The sequence below is a fragment of the Streptomyces sp. NPDC005262 genome (genome assembly GCF_042872425.1).
GTDB lineage: Bacteria > Actinomycetota > Actinomycetes > Streptomycetales > Streptomycetaceae > Streptomyces.
In genome coordinates this window covers 47943-71318 of the sequence record NZ_JBIAKK010000014.1, presented here as the reverse complement: position 1 = coordinate 71318, position 23376 = coordinate 47943, and the positions used below count along the sequence as shown (strand labels likewise).

Here is a 23376-nt window from a genome sequence, read left to right as displayed (position 1 = left end):
GGTTTCCCGCCTGCGTTGCTGCCTGGCTACCCGAGCACCCCCAACTCGGTGTGAGGCCGGCAATGGATGAAGGCGCGGATCCCGTCGGCGAGAGCCTGCTCGCGGCTGATGGAGGAGGGCGAGTCGCCCGACGAGGAGTCTCCTGAGTGACGGCCGCCCGGCAGCCGCCGGGGGCCTGGGGCCGAGGACGTGAACACTCAGGCTCCCGGTAAGAGAATGGCAAGAGGCTGGTAAAGTCCGCTCACTTGGGCGGGGCAGGGGCCCTCGCAGGGAGGGACTCTCACGTGGGCAGACATGCCCTGGGACGGGGCGGTCTGACCGTCGCCGTCTCCGCACTCTCGGTCGCCGTCGCGGCCGTCACCGTGGTCTCGGGGGGCGGCGAGCCGGCCCGCGCGGCCACCGCACAGACAGCGGGAACGACGGAGATTCTCCTTCAGGACCCGCGCACGGAAACGACGCGTTCGGACCGCGTGCTCGCGGCCGGCGAGACCGGCTTCCTGCACCGGCAGGCCGGTGGAGCCGGGCTGCTCTGGACGAACTACGAGGACGGCGGCACCACCACCGTCACCACCCCGCCCGGCAACGCCGGTGCGGGCCAGCCGTACCAGCCGACCACCACCAGCTGCTACGACATCAGCGCCACCTGCCCCTCGGGCACGTTCGGACAGGGCTCCGACACCGTCGCGCTCCCGCACCGGTCGTACACCGAACCCGTCTCGCTGTGGACGCCCGGCGGAGCGGACGGCGGCACGCTGCGCACGCTGGACATGCCGCGGCTGGACTACGTCGGCACGTACGGCGGGACGGTCGTGGCGGCCGAGCAGAACACCAGCGTCGACGGCTCGCCCCGGCCCGGCACCGGGCTGGAACTGCTGGACTACGTCGACGGCAAGCAGCGCACCCGCGTGGTGACCGGAGGCCCGGCCGACAAGGTCTGGAAGACGGGCGTCACCTCCGTGCGCACCGGAGACGCCAAGGGCGCGCTGCTCGCGTACCCGGGCGCCGCCGACTCGACCGGCGCCGCGACCTTCGACATCCACTACCTCGACTTCGCCACCGCGGAGCTCACCCAGGTCTTCTCCGGCGCCGGGAGCGGGCTGTCACTCTCCCTCTCCGGTGACCGGATCGGCTGGTACACCCCGGCCGCGGGCCTGCACCTCCGGTCCCGCGCGGACCTCGCCGCCGAGGAGACGGTCCCGGTGGCGGGCAACGGCACGGCCGGCTCCCCTGTGGTCGTGGGGAACTGGCTCGTCCTGGTGGCGGACCGCGGACCCGTCACGGCCGTCTCGCTGACCGACGGCACCACGAAGACCCTGCTGACCCGCTCGTACGGCGACCCCGTCGCCGCCCCCGACGGCTCCGCCCTCGTCACCGGCGGCACGAGCACCACCGACTGGTGGGTGCAGCGCGTCGTCCAGGGCGCCGACGGCACCCCGCGGCTGGAGAAGGTGGCCAAGGTGCCGCCGTACGAGAACCCCAAGACGGGCCTCGCGCTCAGCCGAGGCAGCCTGCGCGTGGCGGAGCGCGACCCCGCCGTCAGCAGCACTATGGACGCCACGTCCGTGCGCACACTGACGACGAACGGCAGCACCACGCTCACCGCGTCCGACGCCACGGCCGGCGACAAGGTCTCGGCCGTGTGCCCGTACCCGGGCACCTCCTGCTCGGCGATGTGGGGCAACAAGGTCACCGCCCCCCGGGACGCCTACCTCGAGACGTTTTACGACGCCGACGAGGGCGGATCGGGCCTGTCGGACGCGGACCGGGTGGCCCGCGTCGGCGACGGCTCGGGCGTTCCCGACCTTGAGTTCGGCACCGAGAAGGGCGCGATCGTCGACGTGTCCGACGACTACGCGGTCTACAACTCGGGCGGCTCCGCCCCGATGCAGTACGTGGGCCACTTCGGCTACGGTCAGAAGCTGAAGCGCTCGGTCCGCGCCGCGGCCCTGAACGGGCCCGTCCTGTGGAGCGCCACCGCCACCGCCGGCCAGGTCAGCTCCTACAGCCTCACCACGGACAAGACCCTCACCACGGTCACGGTCCCCGGCGCCGGCTGTGTGCCGACCGAGCTGCAGGCGGCGGGCCGCTGGCTGTACTGGGCCTGCGGCACGGCCTCAGCGGGCGTGTACGACACCAAGGCCGGCACGTCCGCCGCCGTGGCCCCCGGTGACGTGCTGCTCGGCGACGGCTTCACCGTCCGCCACGACCACGCCGCCGACGAGCTGGTCCTCACCGACGCGGCCACCGGCGCCACCCGCGTGGTCGCCGCTAAGGTCCCGGACACCGGCCTGGCCGCAGACCGCCGCTACCGCTGGACGGTCGACGAATACACGGGCCTGGTCGCCTGGTTCGACGCGTTCGAGCAGACGCACGTCGCCACCACCGGCATGACCCCGTCCACCCTGACCGCGTTCGACTCGAGCGCCGACAGCTACGCCGCGCCTTCCACCGCCGACTCCTGGACGGGTTCGTGGCTGCTGTCCCGCCCTGTCGGCTCCTGGTCGCTCACCTTCACCTCGGTGGAGAGCGGCGAGACCGGAAAGGCGAGCCGCTCGGTCACCGGCGGTGCGAGCGCCGCCCGGGTCTCGGCGGGCTGGAACGGCAAGACCGCGAGCGGGGCCCGCTTCCCCAATGGCCGGTTCACCTGGACCCTGAAGGCGACGGGCCTGAACACGTCCACCGCCACCACCGTGGCAACCGGCAGCGGCTTCCTCAACAACGGGGCACCGGTACGGCACGACTTCGGCAGCCCCGACGGCCCGGACGGCACTGGCGACCTGCTGACCCTCAACTCCTCGGGCGCCCTGACCTTCCAGAGGGGCACGGGCACGGGGACGTTCTCGAGCAAGGTCAGCGGCAGCGGCTGGGCGACCAGCGTCAAGGCGGTCCCGTTCGGCGACCTGAGCGGGGACCGGTGCAACGACGTCCTGGTGCGCTACAGCAGCGGGGCCCTGCGCCTGTACAAGCCGGGCTGCGGCGCGGCGCTCAAGCCGACGACGTCGTACACCACGCTGGCGACCAGCGGCTGGACCCAGTACGACGTGCTGACCTCTCCGGGTGACGTCAGCGGTGACGGCCGGCCCGACCTGATTGCGCGCAACGCCTCGACCGGCGCGGTGTACCTGTACAAGGGCACCAGCACGGGCAAGCTGTCCGCGCGCGTGAAGCTGTACGACAGCTGGAAGGGCTACAAGAAGATCGTCGGCACCGGTGACCTCAACGGTGACGGCATCGGCGACCTGGTCGTCCAGGACACCTCGAACACCCTGTACCGCTACAACGGCACCGGCAAGGGCACGTTCGGCGCCCGCGCCAAGGTGTTCGGCAACTGGGGCGGCACGTACAACGCCGTCGTCGGTGTCGGCGACCTCAACCGTGACGGCAAGGCGGACATCGTCGTCCGGGACAGCGCGGGCAAGCTGTACCGCAACTACGGTGACGGGAAGGGGTCGTTCGGGTCCCGTACCCAGATCGCCACCGGCTGGGGCGGGTACAAGGCCCTCTCCTAGCAACCTGTGGGGCTCGGAAAGTCGTCGCTGCAGGTCAAGCCGCCCCCACGTCGAGCATGGGCCGGAAGCGCTCGACCATGGCGGCGCGCACCGCGAAGACCCGCTCAGGCTCCCAGGGAACGACGCGCCGCGCGCCCATGGCCGGCGGGGTCACCGTGCGCGAGTTGCAAGTGTTCCGGCGCAGGCATCCGTCCTCCGCGGCAGCGGAGAGCACAGCGCGGACGTTGGAGAAGATGACGCGTGCGTACGCGCCGGACATGCCGGACGCTTCGAGCTGCGTCACGAACTCCCGGATGTGGCCCGGCTGGAACGACCCGAGCTGACGCGAGCCGATACGCGGGAAGGCGTGCAACCTGAGCTGAGACTCCATCGATGCTCGGGTGTTCGGGTCGCCGCTCTGGCTCGCGAGCCACTTCTCTGCGAACTCCTGGAACGTCGCACGGGACGCGCGCGGGTCGATGAAGTGGCCGCGGGCTATGTCTGCCTGCGTGGCACTCAGCCGCTGTTCGGCCTGGCGTTTCTGCCCGTCGGGGAAGTCGCGAAGGTGGGCGTCATCCTCAAGGCCAAGAGCCGCGAGCACGCCGCCGCCCGCGAGCACGGCATGCACGCCCTGCGTCACTTCTACGCGTCCGTCCTACTGGACGCCCGGAGAGAGCATCAAGGCCCTCGCTGAGTACCGCGGGCAACTCCGATCCGGGGCTGACGCTCAAGGTGTACGCGCACCTCACGCCGAGCAGCCGGGAACGGGCCCGGAAGGCTCTCGGGCGAGCGCTCCGGCGCGCAGGACCCGGGGGCCTGGGCCCAAAGAGGGCCCAGGCCGTGAAAATGCCCCCGAGTCGCGCCGTCTGCGCAGCTCAGGGGCATGATCACAAAAGCTACTTCTTCTTGCCCTGGTTCTTCACGGCCTCGATGGCGGCCGCTGCCGCGTCCGGGTCGAGGTACGTGCCGCCCGGCTTCAGGGGGCGGAAGTCGGCGTCCAGTTCGTAGGCGAGCGGGATGCCGGTCGGGATGTTCAGGCCCGTGATGTCGGCGTCCGAGATGCCGTCGAGGTGCTTGACCAGGCCGCGGAGGCTGTTGCCGTGGGCGGCGACCAGGACCGTGCGGCCGGTCAGCAGGTCCGGGACGATGGCGTCGTACCAGTACGGCAGCATGCGCTCGACGACGTCCTTGAGGCACTCGGTCCGCGGGCGCAGCTCGCTCGGGATCGTGGCGTAGCGCGGGTCGTCGCTCTGCGAGAACTCGGTGCCGTCCTCGAGGGCGGGCGGCGGGGTGTCGTACGAGCGGCGCCAGAGCATGAACTGCTCCTGGCCGAACTCGGCGAGCGTCTGCGCCTTGTCCTTGCCCTGGAGGGCGCCGTAGTGGCGCTCGTTCAGACGCCAGGAGCGGTGGACCGGGATCCAGTGGCGGTCCGCGGCCTCCAGCGCGAGCTGGGCGGTGCGGATGGCGCGCTTCTGGAGGGAGGTGTGCAGGACATCGGGGAGCAGACCGGCGTCCTTGAGCAGCTCACCGCCGCGGACTGCCTCCTTCTCGCCCTTCTCGGTGAGGTTGACGTCCACCCAACCGGTGAACAGGTTCTTCGCGTTCCATTCGCTCTCGCCGTGGCGGAGGAGGATCAGCTTGTACGGTGCGTCGGCCATGGGCCCGAGCGTAATCGAAGCCTCGGCGCCTTCGCTCAACCGGTCACAGGGCGGACAGCGCAAGGGGGCGGCCAGGGACGATTGACGGCGGGCGTCAATCGAGTGGCGGTCGGGAACCTCTGCTTCGTAACGTTCGGAGTGCGGTCGGGACACTTACCGATCGCATCCGTTCCGTACGTCCCCGGGGGGAACCCGTATGTCTGTCGCCGGTCTCAGACGGGCCGCACACGAGACCGTCTCCGGTCTCCCCAGAGAGTTCTGGTGGCTGTGGACCAGCACCCTGGTCAACCGGCTCGGGGCGTTCGTCGCCACGTTCATGGCGCTCTATCTGACCCTGGACCGCGGCTACTCCGCCTCGTACGCGGGTCTGGTCGCCGCGCTGCACGGACTGGGCGGGGTCATCTCCTCGCTCGGTGCCGGGGTGATGACCGACCGGCTCGGACGCCGGCCCACCATGCTGATCGCGCAGAGTTCGACCGCCGTGTCGGTGGCCGTGCTCGGCTTCATGGTCCATCCGGTCGCGATCGCCGCCGTCGCCTTTGTCGTCGGTATGGCCAGCAACGCCTCGCGGCCCGCAGTGCAGGCGATGATGGCCGACATCGTCCGCCCCGAGGACCGGGTGCGTGCCTTCTCCTTGAACTACTGGGCGGTCAACCTCGGCTTCGCGATCTCCTCCGCCGGGGCCGGGTTCATCGCCGAGTACAGCTATCTCGCCGGGTTCATGGTCGAGGCCGCGATGACGCTGTTCTGCGCGGTCGTCGTCTTCCTGAAGGTGCCGGAGTCCCGGCCGCAGAAGGCGCCCGTGGCGGTCGGCGGCACGCTGCCGGCCGAGCCTGCCGTCCGGCTCTCCACCGTGCTGCGCGACGGCCGGTTCATGAGCGTCGTCGGGCTGTCGTTCGTGGTGGCTCTGATCTTCCAGCAGGGGTACGTGGGGCTGCCGGTCGCGATGGGTACGGACGGGCTCTCCAGCTCCGACTTCGGCACCGCGATCGCCGTCAACGGTGTGATGATCGTGGCGCTCCAGATCCCGGTCGGCCGCTTCATCCAGCACCGCGACCCGCGCCGGCTGCTGATCGTGTCGTCGCTGCTGGCGGGGTACGGATTCGGGCTGACCGCGTTCGCCGGATCGGTCGCCGTGTACGCGCTGACGATCTGTGTCTGGACGATCGGCGAGATCATCAACGCACCGGTCCAGAGCAACCTGGTCGTCCGTCTCTCCCCGGCCCACGGCCGGGGCCGCTACCAGGGCATGTACACGCTGTCGTGGTCGGCGGCGGCGCTGGTCGCTCCGCTGATGTCCGGTCTGGTGATCGACCACTACGGGGCGAAGTGGCTGTGGGGGATGTGCGGGGTGCTGGGGACCGTGGCGGCGCTCGGGTACTGGATGCTCATGCGTGGGCTTTCGCCGGAGGAGAAGGTGACCGGCGTGGTGGCGGCGACGGCTGCGGAGGCCGGGCCGGACGCGGCCTCGGGCGCGCCGCAGGGCGTGGTGGAGCCGGCCGTCTGAACGGCGTCGGGGAGCGGGCGAGGGTGTGCCCGATCCCCGACGCGTCCGCCATGCGGTTGCGGCCGGCTCGCGCGCTGCGTCCCGCCGGCCGGTGCCGGTGCCGCTTCGCCCCGGTTGCCCTGCTGCTGATCGGTGCCGTCGGCCACGCGGCGGCCCGTATCCGCCGCTCCCCGGAGCCCGTCACCGCGTGAACCCGCACCGCCTGAAAGGGCATGCGACCGGCGCCCCGCGCGGAGAGTGATCCGCGCGGGGCGCCGTCTGCACGCTTGCGTCCGGTCGGCCTCGGTCAGCCGCCGCACTGGCACGGGGCGCCCGACTGGCAGCCGCACCCGCAGCCCGAGCCGCAGCCACAGGCACCGAGCACCGTCAGATGGACCACTTCAGCGGGTGTCTCCTGCTGTGGGTCGGTCGTGGGGGAGTCATCCATCGTTCCTCCTCAAGGACGTACATCCAGGCGTACGACAGGGCCGTACGACTGACGACGACGCACGACCGGGGCGTACGACGTCGGCGTACCGCCCCACCCCATTGCATGCCCAAACAGGCCCGCACGTGAACGGCGCACCGACGGCGCACTAGCGCAGAAGCCGCCCGGTCTTCGCTACGCGCCCTCCACCGGGGTCGACGTCTGCAGGTCATCGGCGTGCTCGCCCGTCACCAGGTAGACGACCCGCTTGGCGACCGACACCGCGTGGTCGGCGAAACGCTCGTAGTAGCGGCCGAGCAGCGTGACGTCGACGGCGGTCTCGATGCCGTGCTTCCAGCGGTCGTCCATCAGGTGCTGGAACAGCGTGCGGTGCAGCAGGTCCATCTCGTCGTCGTCCTGCTCCAGCTGGAGCGCCAGGTCGACATCCTTCGTAATGATCACCTCGGCGGCCTTGGCCATCAGCCGCTGCGCCAGCTGCCCCATCTCCAGGATGGTGGCGTGCAGGTCGTTCGGTACCGCCGACTCCGGGAAGCGCAGCCGGGTCAGCTTGGCGACGTGCTGGGCGAGGTCGCCCGCGCGCTCCAGATCGGCGCTCATCCGCAGCGAGGTGACCACGATCCGCAGGTCGGTCGCCACGGGCTGCTGGCGTGCGAGCAGGGCGATCGCCCGTGCCTCCAGGTCGTGCTGGAGGTCGTCGACCTTCTGGTCGGCAGCGATCACGCTCTCGGCGAGCTTGAGATCGGCGTCGAGCATGGACGTCGTCGCCCGCCCGATCGCCGACCCGACGAGCCGCGCCATCTCGACGAGCCCTTCGCCGATCGAGTCGAGTTCCTCGTGGTAAGCGTCACGCATGGAAGTCCTCTCCAGTCCTCACTAAGGCCGGGGCCAGGTCTGAACCCCACGGTCTCACCCTGCGTGGCGTACGCGTCCGGATCCGGCCGACCAAGTGAACCAACCCTTGCCCCTCGGTGAACTCTGGGCGACGAGTGTTCGAGTAAGCACTCGGACGGCTGGGAGAGTGGGTCGGCACCCGCTTAACCTTTAGGTATGGACGTGAACGCGGCGGTCGCCGCAGCTGCAGCGATCGCCGGGTTGTGTACCGGTGTGATCGCCATGCTGGCGTTCCGCTGGAGCGAGCGCGACCAGAAGAAACCGACGCGCACGTCTCTGCGGCCCGACAGCAACGGGGCACTGCCCCCCGGAGTCGACACGGTCCTCTCCGTGCTCTCCTCCTCCGCGGTCGTGCTCGACGAGAGCGACAGTGTCGTCAAGGCCAGCTCCGCCGCGTATGCGCTGGGCCTGGTCAGGGGCGGCCGGCTGGCCGTCGAGCCGATGCTGCACATGGCCAGGGACACCCGCCGGGACGGTGAGATACGGCAGGTCGAACTGGACCTGCCGAGGCGCGGTACGGGCCGCGGCGAGGCCCTCGCGGTCTCCGCCCGGGTCGCCCCGCTGGGCTCCCGGCTGGTGCTCCTGCTGGTCGAGGACCTCACCGAGGCACGCCGTATCGAAGCGGTACGGCGTGACTTCGTCGCCAACGTCAGCCATGAGCTCAAGACCCCGGTCGGTGCGCTCTCGCTGCTCTCCGAGGCCGTCATGGACGCCTCCGACGACCCGGAGGCGGTGGAGCGGTTCGCCGGCAGGATGCAGATCGAGGCCACCCGGCTGACCAACCTCGTACAGGAACTGATCGACCTCTCCCGGGTACAGAACGACGACCCGCTGGAGGACGCCGAGCCGGTCCGGGTGGACGAACTGGTCGCCGAGGCCATCGACCGCTGCCGCCAGCAGGCCGGAACGAAACAGATCACCATGGCCGCCGGCGGCACCGCGGAGCTCCGCATCTGGGGCAACCGCGGCCAGCTCGCAGCGGCACTCGGCAATCTCGTCGAGAACGCCGTCAACTACAGCCCCGCTCGCACCCGCGTCGGCATCGCCGCGAGGCGCCTGGCCGTACCGGGTGGGGACCAGATCGAGATCGCCGTGACCGACCAGGGCATCGGCATCTCGGAGAAGGACCGCGAGCGGGTCTTCGAACGCTTCTACCGCGTCGACCCGGCCCGCTCACGGGCCACCGGTGGCACCGGTCTCGGCCTCGCCATCGTCAAGCATGTGGCCGCCTCGCACGGCGGGGAGGTCACCGTGTGGAGTTCGGAGGGCCAGGGCTCCACCTTCACCCTGCGGCTGCCCGAAGCGGGTTCCGTACGGGACCGAGACCGTGCAACCGGCGGACCGCTCATCGTCAACGGTGACGACGGGACCTACCGGACCGCCAACCCCGACACCCTTGAAACATTTCCTGCCCCGGAGGTCCTTCCGTGACCCGAGTGCTTGTCGTCGAGGATGAGGAATCCTTCAGCGACGCTCTGTCCTACATGCTTCGTAAGGAAGGCTTCGAGGTCGCCATCGCGGCCACCGGCCCGGACGGGCTCGACGAGTTCGAGCGCAACGGCGCCGACCTCGTCCTCCTCGACCTGATGCTGCCGGGCCTGCCCGGTACCGAGGTCTGCCGCCAGCTGCGCAGCAGGTCCAACGTCCCCGTGATCATGGTCACGGCCAAGGACAGCGAGATCGACAAGGTCGTCGGCCTGGAAATAGGAGCCGACGACTACGTGACCAAGCCGTTCTCCTCGCGGGAGCTCGTCGCGCGCATCCGCGCGGTGCTGCGCCGTCGCGGCGAGCCGGAGGAGGTCACGCCGGCGGCCCTGGAGGCGGGTCCGGTCCGGATGGACGTGGACCGTCACGTCGTCACGGTCTCCGGCGGCAAGGTCGACCTCCCGCTCAAGGAGTTCGACCTGCTGGAGATGCTGCTGCGCAACGCGGGCCGGGTGCTCACCCGGATGCAGCTGATCGACCGCGTCTGGGGCGCGGACTACGTGGGCGACACCAAGACCCTCGACGTCCACGTCAAGCGCCTGCGCGCCAAGATCGAGCCGGACCCGGGAGCCCCGCGCTTCCTGGTCACGGTGCGCGGCCTGGGGTACAAGTTCGAGCCGTAAACCGGCCACCACGCACGTATGACGCAGGCGCCCCCGGATCCGGGGGCGCCTGCGTCATACGTGCGTCACGTCAGCCGTTCGACGTGTCCGTCGACACCGACGCGGAGGCCGCGTCGGTCGGGGTGGTCTCGTCCTGGTTCTCGCTGCCCGCGGCGTTGTCGTTCTCGCTGCCGGCGGCGCCGGTCTCCTCGGACGGCGCGCCCGGGGTCCCGGACTCGGACGGCGAGGCGGACGGCGAGGCGGACGGCGTCTGCGCCGGCGCCGACGGCAGCGAGCTCGGGCCGAAGCCCTTGAAGAAGCTGGTGGCCGGGACGACGAACGCGCCGAGCGGTACGTCACCGGTCTCGCTGAACTTGAAGACGACCGCCTGGACGTTGCCGTTCTGCGCGGCCTCGCGGCTGTTCTCGATCACGGCGGACGCGTTGCCCTTGCCGCCCAGGACGACCCAGCCGCCGGCCGGGACGACGACCGGTCCCCCGCCCTCGGCGGCGTGCAGCTGCACCGAGACGTCGGAGCCCGGCAGGGTGATGGCGTCGAGCGTCTGGCGCTTGGTGCCGTTGTTGAACACCGTCGCCGCGATGACCGCCGGCCCCTCGGCGCCGTGCTCCGGCTGGGTGATGACGTTCGCGTTCTGGATCCTGATGTCACCGAGGGTGGTGGCAGCGTTGTCCGGCTTGATCTCGAGCGTTTGCGCGTCATTGCCGGCACCACACGCGGAAAGTGCACCGATCGAGATCACGATGGCGGCGGCGGCAAGGGCGCCGCGTCGAAGGCTGCGGCTCACGGCTGCGGCAACTCCTTGAACGTACGACTTCACGGACGGAGGGGCGAGCGACGTAAAGCCGCCCTAAGGGTGTGTCAGCGGCCTTAGGTTACCGAGCCGCCGTCCCCGCCCCGCACCCGACCCGCCCCTACCGCCCCGGGCATCACCACCGGAGCCCTCACCCGGTCCCCGCACCGGCCCCCGCCTCGCGATTTGCGCGCCGTTCACATAACGGGCTTGATCAATTCTCCGAGCCTTGACGCATTCCTTGCACATAATCTCCGCAGCGGCCGAGCGGTGATCAATTTCATTGGCCATCGGTACTTAGGTCCGTACGGGTGATCGATCTCCGAACGGAGTAGGGAAAGTCCGCCATCTGGAATCCGGCAAACCGGGACGTTCAACCACTTCCGAGCGGGTTCGAGGATGCGTAACGCGCGCGTTTCGCCTCGCCCGTACAGCGCCTCCGACCTGCGAATACCGTCTCCAGGGAGTCTTCCGCAGCACGTTCGTGTTGCTGTTGTCAAGCCCCGAGATATGCCCTGACCTGCGAAAACGCCATTCAGGAGAAGCCGTTCTCGTGTTACTCTGGATAGCCACGGAAGGGGTACCTGTCACATGACGTTCAAGGTTGGCGACACCGTGGTCTATCCCCATCACGGGGCCGCGCTGATCGAGGCTATCGAAACTCGCCAGATCAAAGGCGTGGACAAGACCTACTTGGTGCTCAAGGTCGCCCAGGGCGACTTGACGGTTCGTGTGCCGGCGGACAATGCGGAGTTCGTGGGTGTGCGCGACGTAGTCGGGCAGGAGGGGCTGGACCGGGTCTTCGAGGTGCTGCGCGCGCCGTACGCCGAAGAGCCGACGAACTGGTCCCGGCGCTACAAGGCAAATCTCGAGAAGCTCGCCTCCGGCGATGTCATCAAGGTCGCCGAAGTGGTGCGCGACCTGTGGCGTCGTGAGCGCGAGCGTGGACTCTCCGCAGGTGAGAAGCGCATGCTCGCCAAGGCGCGGCAGATCCTGGTGAGCGAGCTCGCTCTCGCGGAGAACACGAACGAAGACAAGGCCGAGGCTCTGCTCGACGAGGTCCTCGCGTCCTGACCCGGATCGCACCGGTCGTAAATAAATGTGCCGCGGTGCCCGCTGACCAGCCGTATTCACGGTGTGTCGTCGGGCGCTGCGGCATGTCCGGAATTGGTCCGGACCAGCCCATCGATACCTTTCGATATCTTGCTTGCGATCTTGCACAGCCGACCCCGAGCGGCCGATGCGGCTGCCCCACCGACCGGGAATCACGGAAAGGGTCCCGGTCAGGTCAAGCATCGCGCCCGGCTCGCTTGTGGCCATACCCATGTCGGCCGTGGAAACAAACATGCTGATGCTTCGGAGTGCAACCGATGTCTGATCAATCGCGTCCGTACCGCACCGCCGCGGTGATTCCCGCGGCCGGTCGCGGCGTACGGCTCGGTCCGGGCGCCCCCAAGGCGCTCCGCGCGCTGAGCGGGACGCCCATGCTCATCCATGCGGTACGGGCCATGGCGGCGTCCCGGTCCGTCTCCCTCGTGGTCGTGGTCGCGCCGCCGGACGGCGCGCCCGAGGTCAAGAACCTGCTGGACGAACACGCCCTGCCCGAACGCACCGACTACGTCGTCGTGCCGGGCGGGGACACCCGCCAGGAATCGGTCGGGCTCGGCCTCGACGCCCTGCCCGAGGACATCTCCGTCGTCCTCGTCCACGACGCGGCCCGCCCGCTGGTGCCCGTCGACACCGTGGACGCGGTGATCGAGGCCGTACGTGACGGGGCGCCCGCCGTCGTACCCGCACTGCCGCTCGCCGACACCGTCAAGGAGGTCGAGCCCGGCGCGCCCGGCGAGCCGGAACCGGTGCTCGGCACACCTGTGCGGGCCAGGCTGCGCGCCGTACAGACCCCGCAGGGCTTCGACCGGGACACCCTGGTCCGCGCCCACGCGACGGTCGCCCTCGACGGCGAGGGCGCGACCGACGACGCGGGCATGGTCGAACGGCTCGGGGCGCCCGTCGTCGTCGTACCCGGGCACGAAGAGGCGTTCAAGGTGACCCGGCCGCTGGATCTGGTGCTGGCCGAGGCGGTTCTCGCGCGCAGGAGGGCGAACGATGGGTTCTGAGCACGCACCGGTGATCCCGCAGGTCGGCATCGGCACGGACATCCACGCCTTCGAGGAGGGCCGCGAGCTGTGGTGCGCGGGACTGCTCTGGGAGGGCGAGGGCCCCGGTCTCGCCGGCCACTCCGACGCCGACGTCGTCGCCCACGCCGCCTGCAACGCGCTCTTCTCCGCGGCCGGCCTCGGTGACCTGGGCCGGCACTTCGGCACGGGGCGCCCCGAGTGGTCGGGCGCCGCGGGCGTCACCCTGCTGGCCGAGGCGGCGCGGATCGTCCGGGCCGAGGGGTTCGAGATCGGGAACGTCGCGGTCCAGGTCATCGGCGTACGGCCGAAGATCGGCAAGCGGCGCGACGAGGCGCAGAAGGTGCTGTCGGCTGCGGTCGGCGCCCCCGTCTCGCTGTCGGCCGCCACATCGGACGGCCTCGGCTTCACGGGGCGCGCGGAGGGGCTCGCGGGGCTCGCGACGGCCCTGGTCTACCGGACAGGCTGACGGCGCACCCGGTCGGGCACAGCCGGCCGCTGCCCGACGGGCGGCTGCCGGCGCCCCTCCGGGGTGTCTCCTCGGAACCGGCAACGAGGACCGAGCCGTCACGTGCGCCGGTCCCTGCCGGAGGACGGGGCAGCCACCTTCCGGGTGGGCGGTGCGGGAAGCCGGGGCGGCGTCGCCCGGCCGGGGTACGTGTAGGAGCACTGCACGCACCCCGTCTCCTGGAGGACGCACGCCATGACCGCCGAACTCTCCGATGAGCTCAGGTCGCTTCTCGACACCCCCGTCTTCGTGACCGTGGCCACCATCCAGCCCGACGGCAGCCCCCAGTTGTCCCCTGTCTGGGTGAAGAGGGACGGCGACGACGTCCTCTTCTCGACGACCCGCGGCCGCCGCAAGGAGCAGAACCTGAGCCGCGATCCGCGCGTCTCCGTCGTCGTCCAGCCGTTCGCCGCCCCGTACACCTACGCCGAGATCCGCGGTGTCGCGGCTCTCACCACGGAGGGCGGCGACGCACTCATCGACGAACTGTCCGTGAAGTACACGGGGAAGAAGTACGCGGAGTTCAACCCCGCTTCCGGCGACGACGACGAGCGTGTCGTCGTCCGGATCACCCCGCAGAAGATCGTCGGGCGTATCTGAGGACCCGTTCGGGGATCGTCCCTGTCACAAGTTGTCCTCGCGATCCCGAATGGGTCGCGGGGCACTGGTGCGGGCCCACTACCCTTGAGGGGTGACTATTCGCCTGTACGACACCAGCGCCCGGCAGATCCGTGACTTCGTCCCGCTCACAGCGGGCTGTGTCTCGATCTACCTCTGTGGCGCGACTGTCCAGGCCGCCCCGCACATCGGGCACATCCGGTCCGGTCTGAACTTCGACATCATGCGCCGCTGGTTCGAGTACCGCGGCTACGACGTCACGTTCATCCGGAACGTCACCGACATCGACGACAAGATCATCAACAAATCGGCCGAGCAGGGCCGCCCCTGGTGGTCGATCGGGTACGAGAACGAGCGCGCGTTCAACGACGGCTACGACGCGCTCGGCTGCCTCCCGCCCACCTACGAACCGCGCGCGACCGGCCACATCACCGAGATGATCGAGATGATGCGGGGCCTCATCGAGCGCGGCCACGCCTACGAGGCGGACGGCAACGTCTACTTCGACGTGCGGTCGTTCCCCGGCTATCTCGAGCTGTCCAACCAGGACCTGGACGACCTGCGCCAGCCGTCCGGCGAGGGCGAGACCGGCAAGCGCGACCAGCGTGACTTCGCGATGTGGAAGGCGACCAAGCCGGGCGAGCCCAGCTGGGAGACGCCGTGGGGCCGCGGCCGGCCCGGCTGGCACCTGGAGTGCTCCGCCATGGCGCACAAGTACCTCGGCAGCGCCTTTGACATCCACGGCGGCGGTATCGACCTGATCTTCCCGCACCACGAGAACGAGATCGCCCAGGCCAAGGCTTTCGGCGACGAGTTCGCGAAGTACTGGGTGCACAACGGCTGGGTCACCATGTCCGGCGAGAAGATGTCGAAGTCGCTCGGCAACTCCGTGCTGGTCAGCGAGATGGTCAAGGCATGGCGTCCGATCGTGCTGCGCTACTACCTCGGCACCCCGCACTACCGGTCGATGATCGAGTACAGCGAGGAGGCGCTGCGCGAGGCCGAGTCCGCGTTCGCCCGGATCGAGGGCTTCATCCAGCGCGTCATCGAGAAGGCGGGCGGTGAGGTCGAGCCCGCCCCCGAGGTGCCGCTCGCGTTCGCCGAGGCGATGGACGACGACCTGGGTGTCCCGCAGGCCCTCGCGATCGTCCACACCACCGTGCGCCAGGGCAACTCCGCTCTCGCCGCCGACGACAAGGAAGCGGCCGTCGCAAGGCTCGCGGAGGTACGGGCCATGCTCGGCGTCCTCGGCCTCGACCCGCTCGACCCGCACTGGGCGGGCGAGGGCGACCGCGGCGAGGACCTGCACGGGGTCGTCGACACGCTCGTACGCCTCGTCCTGGACCAGCGTCAGGCTGCCCGCGACCGCAAGGACTGGCCCGCCGCCGACGCGATCCGCGACCAGCTCAACCAGTCGGGCCTCGTCATCGAGGACAGCCCGACCGGCCCACGATGGACGCTCGGCCCGCGCCAGTAGTCCTCACCGTGTGCCGCCCGGCGATCCGGGCGGCACACTTTCATTACGTACGCACGTCTGAAGCAACGAAACAGGTAGGTCATGGCCGGGAACAGCCAGCGCAGGAACCGCCGCACGTCCAACAAGAAGGGCATGCAGGTCGGCAGCGGTGGCCAGCGACGCCGTGGTCTCGAAGGCAAGGGACCGACGCCGCCCGCCTCCGCCCGCAAGGGACACAAGAAGAACCGGGTGGCGAACGCCCAGGCCAAGCAGGCCGCGGCCCGCCGCCCCGCGCCCCGACGCGGTGGCGCCAAGGGCACGTCCGAGATGGTCGTGGGCCGTAACCCGGTCTACGAGGCACTGCGCGACGGCGTCCCGGCGACCACCCTCTACGTCCAGCAGTACATCGACAACGACGAGCGGGTCCGCGAGGCGCTCCAGCTCGCCGGCGAGCGCGGCAACATCAACCTGATGGAGGCGCCGCGCCCCGAGCTCGACCGGATGACGAACGGCCTGAACCACCAGGGCCTCGTCCTCCAGGTCCCGCCCTACGAGTACGCGCACCCGGAGGACCTCACCGCCGCCGCGTACGACAACGGCGAGGACCCGCTGATCGTCGCGCTCGACGGGGTCACCGACCCGCGCAACCTGGGTGCGATCGTCCGCTCCGTCTCCGCCTTCGGCGGCCACGGCGTGGTCGTGCCGGAGCGCCGCGCGGCAGGGATGACGGCAGGCGCCTGGAAGTCCTCGGCGGGCACGGCGGCCCGTACGCCGGTCTCCCGGGTGACGAACCTGACCCGCGCCCTGGAGGGCTACCAGAAGGCCGGCATCACGGTCGTCGGCCTGGCCGCGGACGGCGAGCACACCGTGCAGGACCTGGAGGCCCTCGGCGGCCCCGTCGTCATCGTGATCGGCAGCGAGGGCAAGGGCCTGGGCCGCCTGGTCGGCGAGACCTGCGACTACCGGGTACGGATCCCGATGCCTGGTGGCGCGGAGTCGCTGAACGCGGGTGTCGCGGCAGGCATCGTGCTGTACGAGACGGCACGCCGCCGCGCCTGACGCGCCGGTGGTGACCGGTCCGGGCCGACCGGACCGGTCAGCGGACCCTCCCGGCAGCCGGCGCGGCACCGTCGGCGGAGTCGGCGCGCAGGCACGAACCGGTGCGCCGGGGGACCGCAGGCAGTGGCCGCCGTCGGACATGCCCCTCGGCGCGGGGCGGCGGAGCCAATTCCCCTACGCCCGCCGCAGTAACGCGAGTAGTCGCTCCACGGAAATGCACCCGGTCGGACGTCGGCCGACGGAGTGTGCACCCGCCACCACCTGTTGACGGGCCTCGGACACATCGGGTCCGTCAAGGCAGTGTCCTAAACACACATCACTCGGTTAGATGAGTGTGGACACCAGAACGCCTCGGTTCGACGAACTACCCGCCCTGAGTATGGCCAAGGTGGACTGCGACCCTGCGCAGGTCATCGTCAACCACGCCAGCTTCCGGGTGCAGCTCACGCCCGGCCGGCACGCACGGCTGCGTGGTGCCGCTCCCGCGGGTTCGGTCGGGATCCCCGCCATGAGCGGCCCCGGCGCGGGGCGCGGCCGGCGCTCGCCCGTCGTGTGGAGCGGCAGGTCCGCCCCCGGCGACCCCGGCGCCACCGGACTCCTCCAGGCCGTACGGAACTCCACCGCGGGCCGCCCCGACGGCTCGTACCACTCGTACGGCACCGAGTTCGACGACGGTCGAGGTCCGGGCGCCACACAGGTCATCCCGCGCCTGGACGAGACCCAGCCGAACCCCGTCATCACGGCACCCCAGCAGCCCCGCCGCACCGGCAACGGCCCGCTGCTGCCGCCCATGCGGCAGGCGGTCGGCGCCTACGACGCCGTCGACACCGGCCCGTACGGGCCGGAGCCGTACGAGGAAGAGCGGTACGAAGACGGCGAGTTCGACGGCACCGTCGGGAGCAGGTCGCACCGCCACGGCACGGACACCGTCCGGCACGCGTACTACCCCGGCCGCCGGATGAACCTCGGGGTCGTACTCCTCCCCATGCGGGTCTTCCTCGGCTTCATCTCCATCTGCGCCGGCATGGGCAAGCTCTGCGATCCCGTGTACTTCGACGGCGGCGACCGCGGCTCCATGGTCAAGTGGCTGTCGTCACTGCACCCTTGGGCGCTCGCCGAACCACTGCGGGACTTCGCGCTCTCCCACCCCGTCGGCGCCGGGCTCACCGTCGCCTTCCTCCAGGTCGTCGTCGGGGTCCTCACGGTCCTCGGCCTGTGGCAGCGGGTCGCCGCCTCCGTCGGCGCCCTGCTGTCCGCCGCGCTGCTGGTCACCGTCAGCTGGCGCACCGTCGCCGTCTACGACGCGCCGGACATCATCTACCTCGCGGCCTGGAGCCCGCTGGTCATCGCGGGCGCCCCCGTCTACTCCGTCGACGGACGGCTGGCCGGCGAGGCATGGCGCAGGCTCGGCCCGCGCTCCCCGATCTGGGACCTGCGCCGTCGCGTGCTGCGCCGCGGCGCAGTCGTCGCCACCGTCGTCGTCGGGCTCACACTTCTGGTCGGCTCGATGCTCGGCGGCGCCGTCCGCTCCTCCCAGGTCGTCACCGTGCCCGGCCCGGACGACAACCCGACCAACCAGCTGCCCGGAACCCCGCTCCCGCAGGAGTCCACCGGCGGCCAGGCGTCGCACACCCCCGCCGGGCAGAAGCCGTCACCGTCGCTGTCCCGCTCCGCCACCCCGTCCGCGCAGGCGTCCACGCCCGGTACGGACACCGTCCGCGAGTCCGGCCAGGCCGCCGGCGCCGGACAGCCCAGCCAGACGCAGGGCACCGGTCAGCAGCCCCAGCAGCAGACGACTCCGCAGCAGCCCCCGGCCACCAGCTCGGGACCGACCTCGTCCGGCTCCACCGGAACGGGCGGCGGCTCCACCGGCGGCGGCTCGACCGACGGCGGCTCCACGGGATCGACGTCCGGCGGCACGTCGGGCGGCGGCCGCAACCCGATCGGCGGCCTGCTCGGCTGAGCCCGGCGCCCGACAGACGCGGAGGAGGGGCGGCCACCGGAAACCCGGCGACCGCCCCTCCTCCGTACCCGTCGTCCGTCCGCCTCAGCGGGCCTGCGGGCCGTCCAGCTCCCGCGCCGCCTCCGTGAGGTCCTTCGCCGTGTCGATGGCCCGCCAGTACGCCCCCAGCGGCAGCGGATACCCGGCCAGCCGACGCTCTCGGGCCAGCCGCGGGAACGTCGTCCGCTCATGGTCGCCCCGGTCCGGCAGCAGCGTCGTGAACGTCGGCGAGAAGACGTACACACCCGCGTTGATCAGATACGGCGACGGCGGCGCCTCGATGAAGTCGGTGATGTGCCCGAACGCATCCGTCTCCACGGCACCCCACGGGATCCGCGGACGGGCCAGGGCCAGCGTGGCGGTCGCATCGCGCTCCGCATGGAACGCCGCCATCTCACGCAGCGAGAAACGGGTCCAGATGTCGCCGTTCGTGGCGTACCAGGGCTCCGAAGGATCCGGCAGCCGGGCGGCGGCGTACTTGAGACCGCCGCCACGGCCGAGCGGCTCCGACTCCACCACGGTGGTCACCCGGAGCGGCAACACGGCCTCGGCCAGCCACTCCTGGAGCACCTCGGCGAAATGACCGCACGACACGACGGCATCGGTCACGCCCTCCGCGGCCAGCCAGGAAAGCTGATGGCCGATGATCGGAGTCCCGGTGCCCGGGATCTCGACCATCGGCTTGGGGCGGTCGTCGGTGTACGGGCGCAGCCGCGACCCCTGGCCACCCGCCAGGATCACGGCCTGCGTCGGATACGTATGCATGCCAGGCACGATATGCCGTGCCCGTCCCGCACCGGTCAGCTGAACTGCGCGACACCCGAGGCGAACGACGTGTCACAGACGGGACGGGAGAACCGCTGCGCCCGCGCGGGACCGTACTGCTCGACCGCGGCCCGGCCCAGGGCCCTGGCGATCGACATGCAGTGGCGCGCGAGCGACGGCCTTCCCTCGACGGTTCGCTGAAGGTCCGTCAGCGCGGTACCCGGGTCCTTCTGCCGGAGTTCCACGAGGAGCCGGTCGCGCAGCACGTCCTGCGGGGCGCGCGCCGCGGCGGGCTTCTTCGATACGGTCTCCGCCGACGCGGTGAGTACCTGCGACGTGGAATTGTGCGCTGCCCACGGCACACGGGTGACCGCGAGGGTCCCGGAGAGGACCATGACGACGGGCAGGACGAGAGCGAGAGTTCGGCCGATGCGGCGCGCGGTGTGGGTCACGCAGCGAGCGTAGCGGGCAGTGATGATTTGGCGACATTTCGTCACCCTGGCGGGGGACGGTTCGAGAGAACATTTCGAATTCCGTGTTGACGACCACGGGTGAAATGACCGAAGTCCCTGGGTATTTGGCGGTGTCCCCGGAGTCTCGTCGCCCAAACCTCAACATGCGCTCGGATACGCGAACGGCCCCGCATCACGAAGGGTGCGGGGCCGTCGTACGGCGTTGTGCGCGACGTCAGCCGACGAGACGCTCGCCCGTGGAGGTCGAGAAGACGTGCAGCTCGTCCGGACGCGGCACGACGTGCAGCTTGGTGCCCTTCTCCGGCACGGCGCGGCCGCCGACGCGGACGACGAGGTCCTTGTCGGCACCGCCGACGTGCGCGGAGCCGTAGACGAAGCCGTCGGCGCCGAGCTCCTCGACGACGTTGACCGACACGGCCAGGCCGGCCGGGGCGTCGGCGCTGTCCTTGGAGAGCGTCTTGGCGGCGGCGCCACCGTGCTCGACGATGTCGAAGTGCTCCGGGCGGATGCCGACCGTGACCGTGGTGTCACCCTTGTCCGCGGCGGCGGTGAGCGCCTCGCGGGAGACGGGGACGACGCTGTTGCCGAACTTCACGCCACCGTCGGTGATCGGGACCTCGACCAGGTTCATGGCCGGGGAGCCGATGAAGCCGGCGACGAAGAGGTTGGCCGGGCGGTCGTACATGTTGCGCGGCGAGTCGACCTGCTGCAGCAGACCGTCCTTGAGGACCGCGACGCGGTCACCCATGGTCAGGGCCTCGACCTGGTCGTGCGTGACGTACACGGTCGTGATGCCGAGGCGGCGCTGGAGCGACGCGATCTGCGTACGGGTGGAGACACGGAGCTTGGCGTCGAGGTTCGACAGCGGCTCGTCCATGAGGAAGACCTGCGGCTCACGCACAATGGCGCGGCCCATCGCGACACGCTGACGCTGACCGCCGGAGAGCGCCTTCGGCTTGCGGTCCAGGTAGTCGGTGAGGTCGAGCATCTTGGCGGCCTCTTCGACCTTCGCCCGGATCTCGGTCTTGTTGATACCGGCGATCTTCAGCGCGAAGCCCATGTTGTCCGCGACGGACATGTGCGGGTAGAGCGCGTAGTTCTGGAACACCATGGCGATGTCCCGGTCCTTCGGCGGCAGGTGCGTGACGTCGCGGTCACCGATGCGGATCGCGCCGCCGTTGACGTCCTCGAGACCCGCGAGCATGCGCAGGGAGGTCGACTTGCCACAACCGGAAGGACCGACGAGGACGAGGAACTCACCGTCCGCGATGTCGATCTCCAGCTGGTCCACCGCGGGCTTGGTGGAGCCGGGGTAGACGCGGGACGCCTTGTCGAACGTGACACTGGCCATGCTGAATCTTCTCCTCCACCGGCAGGAACGTGCCGGACGATCCGAGTAAGGGAGTGGTCTGGTCCACTTGCGTGAACCCGTAGCGACGCTACCTGGCCATTAAGAATCTGTCAGTAGTTCGAGGGGGACGGATATCTCGCACCGGCCAGGTGGTCGCGGGCGCGAAGAACTTCGTGGATCGGGAGGCGAGCCGCTGTGTAGAGTGAGGGAACTTGCGCGCGCGGCTTTGGTGTGCGCGTTGCCTCCTTAGCTCAGCTGGCCAGAGCAACGCACTTGTAATGCGTAGGTCATCGGTTCGAATCCGATAGGGGGCTCCGATGAAGCCCAGGTCAGATGTGCTCTGACCTGGGCTTTTGTCTTCAGCGGATGCGGCGGCGGGCGCGGGAGCGGGCCGCACGGCGGTGGCCAGTCTCAGTTCTAGTCTCAGTCGTGGGCTCAGGCGCCTGTTCTGGGGAGGGCAGGAAGGCGTCTCCCATGCGGCGCATGGCGTCCTTCGAGAGATGCGAGCGGCCCTTGACGTAGCGGCGCGTCTGGCTGATCTGGGTGTGCCGCAGGATCTCCATGATCGTGGGCATGTCCACCCCAAGCTCGTTCAGGATCGTGCCGGCCGTGTGGCGGCTCCCGTCGTAGAGGCGGCGGTCCGCGATGCCCGCCTCCGCCAGTAGCTCCTTGAATTCCTCCCAGTCGTCGCGGGGGTCGATGGGGCGTCCGTCGGCCCGGGTGAACACGGCCTGGTGCTCCTGCCAGAGTTCGCCGGCGGCCTTCCGCAGTTCGTCCTGCTGTGCCTTGTGCGCGATCAGGTAGGGGATGAACGCGGGCGGGACCGGTACCGGGTTGGTGCTCTTCTTGGTCTTGGGGCGGGTGAATGCCAGACCTCCGCCCTTGCGATCGGGGCAGATGCTCGCGTGCCTGACGCACGTCTTGGTGCACGGCTTCGGGCATCCGCGCTTGTAGCCCTTGTGCGTGGCGCAGTCCGGCGGGCAGGGCTCGAAGCGGTGAAGGCGCGCCCCGCAGGCGTGCGCGTCGCCGCAGCCGTGCCGCCACGTCAGCCGCTGGAGCTGCCACCGCGGGTGGAACAGCTCCGCCTGTAGATCGACGTAGGGCCAGCGCAGTCCAAGGGTCTCGCCCTGCCGGAAGCCCATGCCGACGCCGACGATCCACCGCATGAAGGTGGGCCGCTTGGCCGCCGCTTCCAGGAACGCCTTCGCCTCCTCCTGGGTGAACGGGTTCGTCTCGGTCTCGTCGATGCTGGGCGGGTCGACCAGCGCGGCGACGTTCTCGCCGATCATCCGCCGACGGTGGGCAATCTTCAGGGCCCGCGACAGGATGCGGTGCACCTTGACCACGTGCGACGGCGCGCGTCCGGCATCGAGCATCGCTCGGTACATCTGCTCAAGGTGCTCGGGGGCGAGCTTGTCGATGCGGTGCTTCCCGACGCCGGGGATGATGTCGTTTCGGGTCTTGGACCAGTAATCATCCAGCGAGCGAGGCTTGAGCTTCAGGCTCGCGATGTCGGTCAGGTAGGTCTCCATCCACTGTCCGACCGTGGGTTTGCGGCCTGCCTTGGTCGTGCGCCCCTCGTCGCGCAGCTTCTCCAGCTCGCGGACCTTGCGGCGCACCGCAGGCTCCGTACGCGCCATGCGGTGCCGGCGGTCGGAGCTCCCATCGGGCAGCACGCCCATGGTCACGCGGCCGTGCCACCAGCCGTCATCGCCGAAGTAGACGGTGGATTCCAGGTTGGACTTGCGGGGGCTCATCTGTTCCTCCATGCGAGAGGCGCCCCGAGCGGAGTGCTCGGGGCGCCTCTAGTGCGGGCTCTGGTCAGTTGGGCAGAGTGACGAGGCTCTCCACGTACGCCTCAATGTCCGCACGTCGAATCCGGCGCGTGCGACCCAACTTGATGTACTTCAGGGAGCCTTCGGCCATCAGCTCGTAGACGGTGGAGCGGCCGATGGCGAGTGCTTCGGCCGCCTCTCCGGGCTTGTACAGGAGCCGGTCGACGGGGGCGGCAGTCGCGGTACTCATCCGGGGTGCCTCCAGGGCAGTTCGGCATTGCCGTGCAGGGGAGTTGGGCGCGGGCCCTTGCGCCGTGTGTGTCCGAAGTTCGGATTTCTGCGTCACCGCGTCATCAGCGTCACTT

Annotated in this window: 19 protein-coding genes, 1 tRNA gene and 2 pseudogenes; 13 read left to right on the top strand and 9 right to left on the bottom strand. The window is 70.1% G+C overall.

What is annotated here, in order from left to right:
* Positions 1–284 precede the first annotated feature (284 nt).
* Positions 285–3509, top strand: coding sequence for an FG-GAP repeat domain-containing protein (locus tag ACFYP5_RS28630; RefSeq protein ID WP_389041399.1), 3225 nt, complete (start codon positions 285–287; stop codon positions 3507–3509).
* A 40-nt stretch (positions 3510–3549) separates the two neighbouring features.
* Here ACFYP5_RS28630 and ACFYP5_RS28625 read toward each other — a convergent pair.
* Positions 3550–4050 (bottom strand): annotated as a pseudogene (locus tag ACFYP5_RS28625) (site-specific integrase); the annotation flags it as partial.
* On the opposite strand from ACFYP5_RS28625, the pseudogene ACFYP5_RS28620 reads away from it, so the two are divergent.
* Positions 4045–4298: pseudogene (locus ACFYP5_RS28620) on the top strand (site-specific integrase); the annotation flags it as partial. The pseudogenes ACFYP5_RS28625 and ACFYP5_RS28620 sit on opposite strands and share 6 nt — an antisense overlap.
* An 86-nt stretch (positions 4299–4384) precedes the next feature.
* On the opposite strand, the gene ACFYP5_RS28615 reads toward ACFYP5_RS28620, so the two are convergent.
* Complete coding sequence (locus tag ACFYP5_RS28615) at positions 4385–5146, bottom strand: phosphoglyceromutase (protein WP_313938480.1); 762 nt, start codon at positions 5144–5146, stop codon at positions 4385–4387.
* A 196-nt stretch (positions 5147–5342) separates the two neighbouring features.
* Between ACFYP5_RS28615 and ACFYP5_RS28610 the strand changes: the two genes are divergently transcribed.
* Positions 5343–6653: an MDR family MFS transporter gene (locus tag ACFYP5_RS28610; RefSeq protein WP_389041397.1), complete on the top strand. Its 1311-nt coding sequence runs from the start codon at positions 5343–5345 to the stop codon at positions 6651–6653.
* A gap of 601 nt (positions 6654–7254) precedes the next feature.
* On the opposite strand, the gene phoU is transcribed toward ACFYP5_RS28610, so the two are convergent.
* Complete coding sequence (phoU, locus tag ACFYP5_RS28605) at positions 7255–7932, bottom strand: phosphate signaling complex protein PhoU (protein ID WP_389041395.1); 678 nt, start codon at positions 7930–7932, stop codon at positions 7255–7257.
* 195 nt (positions 7933–8127) lie between these two features.
* Between phoU and ACFYP5_RS28600 the strand changes: the two genes are divergently transcribed.
* Together ACFYP5_RS28600 and ACFYP5_RS28595 are read left to right on the top strand one after the other, a co-directional pair.
* Positions 8128–9402, top strand: coding sequence for a sensor histidine kinase (locus tag ACFYP5_RS28600; RefSeq protein WP_389041393.1), 1275 nt, complete (start codon positions 8128–8130; stop codon positions 9400–9402).
* Positions 9399–10079: a response regulator transcription factor gene (locus ACFYP5_RS28595; protein ID WP_030977814.1), complete on the top strand. Its 681-nt coding sequence runs from the start codon at positions 9399–9401 to the stop codon at positions 10077–10079. Before ACFYP5_RS28600 ends, ACFYP5_RS28595 begins: the two co-directional genes overlap by 4 nt.
* 70 nt (positions 10080–10149) lie before the next feature.
* Here the strand turns inward: ACFYP5_RS28595 and ACFYP5_RS28590 are convergent, their stop codons facing one another.
* Entirely contained in the window at positions 10150–10863 is a 714-nt protein-coding gene (locus ACFYP5_RS28590) for a DUF461 domain-containing protein (protein ID WP_389041391.1), read from the bottom strand.
* 597 nt (positions 10864–11460) lie between these two features.
* Here ACFYP5_RS28590 and ACFYP5_RS28585 point away from each other — a divergent pair.
* The 7 genes from ACFYP5_RS28585 (at position 11461) to ACFYP5_RS28555 (ending at position 18608) form a co-directional block, all read left to right on the top strand.
* Positions 11461–11943, top strand: a complete 483-nt coding sequence (locus ACFYP5_RS28585) for a CarD family transcriptional regulator (protein ID WP_006380568.1) — start codon at positions 11461–11463, stop codon at positions 11941–11943.
* Between the two features lie 296 nt (positions 11944–12239).
* Positions 12240–12986 (top strand): 2-C-methyl-D-erythritol 4-phosphate cytidylyltransferase, encoded by a 747-nt coding sequence (ispD, locus tag ACFYP5_RS28580; protein WP_389041389.1) that lies wholly within the window; start codon positions 12240–12242, stop codon positions 12984–12986.
* A complete protein-coding gene (gene ispF / locus ACFYP5_RS28575; RefSeq protein ID WP_389041387.1) occupies positions 12976–13473 on the top strand; it encodes a 2-C-methyl-D-erythritol 2,4-cyclodiphosphate synthase in 498 nt (165 codons plus the stop codon). Before ispD ends, ispF begins: the two co-directional genes overlap by 11 nt.
* 234 nt (positions 13474–13707) lie before the next feature.
* Positions 13708–14112 carry a PPOX class F420-dependent oxidoreductase gene (locus tag ACFYP5_RS28570; RefSeq protein ID WP_389041385.1) on the top strand — a complete coding sequence of 135 codons (405 nt, stop codon included), beginning with the start codon at positions 13708–13710 and terminating at the stop codon, positions 14110–14112.
* A gap of 91 nt (positions 14113–14203) precedes the next feature.
* Positions 14204–15607 (top strand): cysteine--tRNA ligase, encoded by a 1404-nt coding sequence (gene cysS, locus ACFYP5_RS28565; protein WP_389041383.1) that lies wholly within the window; start codon positions 14204–14206, stop codon positions 15605–15607.
* 81 nt (positions 15608–15688) lie between these two features.
* Positions 15689–16645: a 23S rRNA (guanosine(2251)-2'-O)-methyltransferase RlmB gene (gene rlmB / locus ACFYP5_RS28560; RefSeq protein WP_389041381.1), complete on the top strand. Its 957-nt coding sequence runs from the start codon at positions 15689–15691 to the stop codon at positions 16643–16645.
* 328 nt (positions 16646–16973) lie between these two features.
* Complete coding sequence (locus ACFYP5_RS28555; protein WP_389041379.1) at positions 16974–18608, top strand: DoxX family membrane protein; 1635 nt, start codon at positions 16974–16976, stop codon at positions 18606–18608.
* A gap of 84 nt (positions 18609–18692) precedes the next feature.
* Here the strand turns inward: ACFYP5_RS28555 and ACFYP5_RS28550 are convergent, their stop codons facing one another.
* The 3 genes from ACFYP5_RS28550 to ACFYP5_RS28540 form a co-directional block, all read right to left on the bottom strand.
* Positions 18693–19412, bottom strand: coding sequence for an NDP-sugar synthase (locus ACFYP5_RS28550; RefSeq protein WP_389041377.1), 720 nt, complete (start codon positions 19410–19412; stop codon positions 18693–18695).
* Between the two features lie 35 nt (positions 19413–19447).
* Positions 19448–19864: a hypothetical protein gene (locus ACFYP5_RS28545; protein WP_389041375.1), complete on the bottom strand. Its 417-nt coding sequence runs from the start codon at positions 19862–19864 to the stop codon at positions 19448–19450.
* Between the two features lie 235 nt (positions 19865–20099).
* Positions 20100–21236 (bottom strand): ABC transporter ATP-binding protein, encoded by a 1137-nt coding sequence (locus tag ACFYP5_RS28540; RefSeq protein ID WP_389041373.1) that lies wholly within the window; start codon positions 21234–21236, stop codon positions 20100–20102.
* A 240-nt stretch (positions 21237–21476) separates the two neighbouring features.
* Here ACFYP5_RS28540 and ACFYP5_RS28535 point away from each other — a divergent pair.
* A tRNA-Thr gene (locus tag ACFYP5_RS28535) sits at positions 21477–21550 on the top strand.
* 45 nt (positions 21551–21595) lie between these two features.
* Here the strand turns inward: ACFYP5_RS28535 and ACFYP5_RS28530 are convergent.
* On the bottom strand, positions 21596–22993 hold the full coding sequence (locus tag ACFYP5_RS28530) for a tyrosine-type recombinase/integrase (RefSeq protein ID WP_389041371.1): 1398 nt from the start codon (positions 22991–22993) through the stop codon (positions 21596–21598).
* 64 nt (positions 22994–23057) lie between these two features.
* Positions 23058–23261 (bottom strand): helix-turn-helix domain-containing protein, encoded by a 204-nt coding sequence (locus ACFYP5_RS28525; RefSeq protein ID WP_389041369.1) that lies wholly within the window; start codon positions 23259–23261, stop codon positions 23058–23060.
* Positions 23262–23376 lie beyond the last annotated feature (115 nt).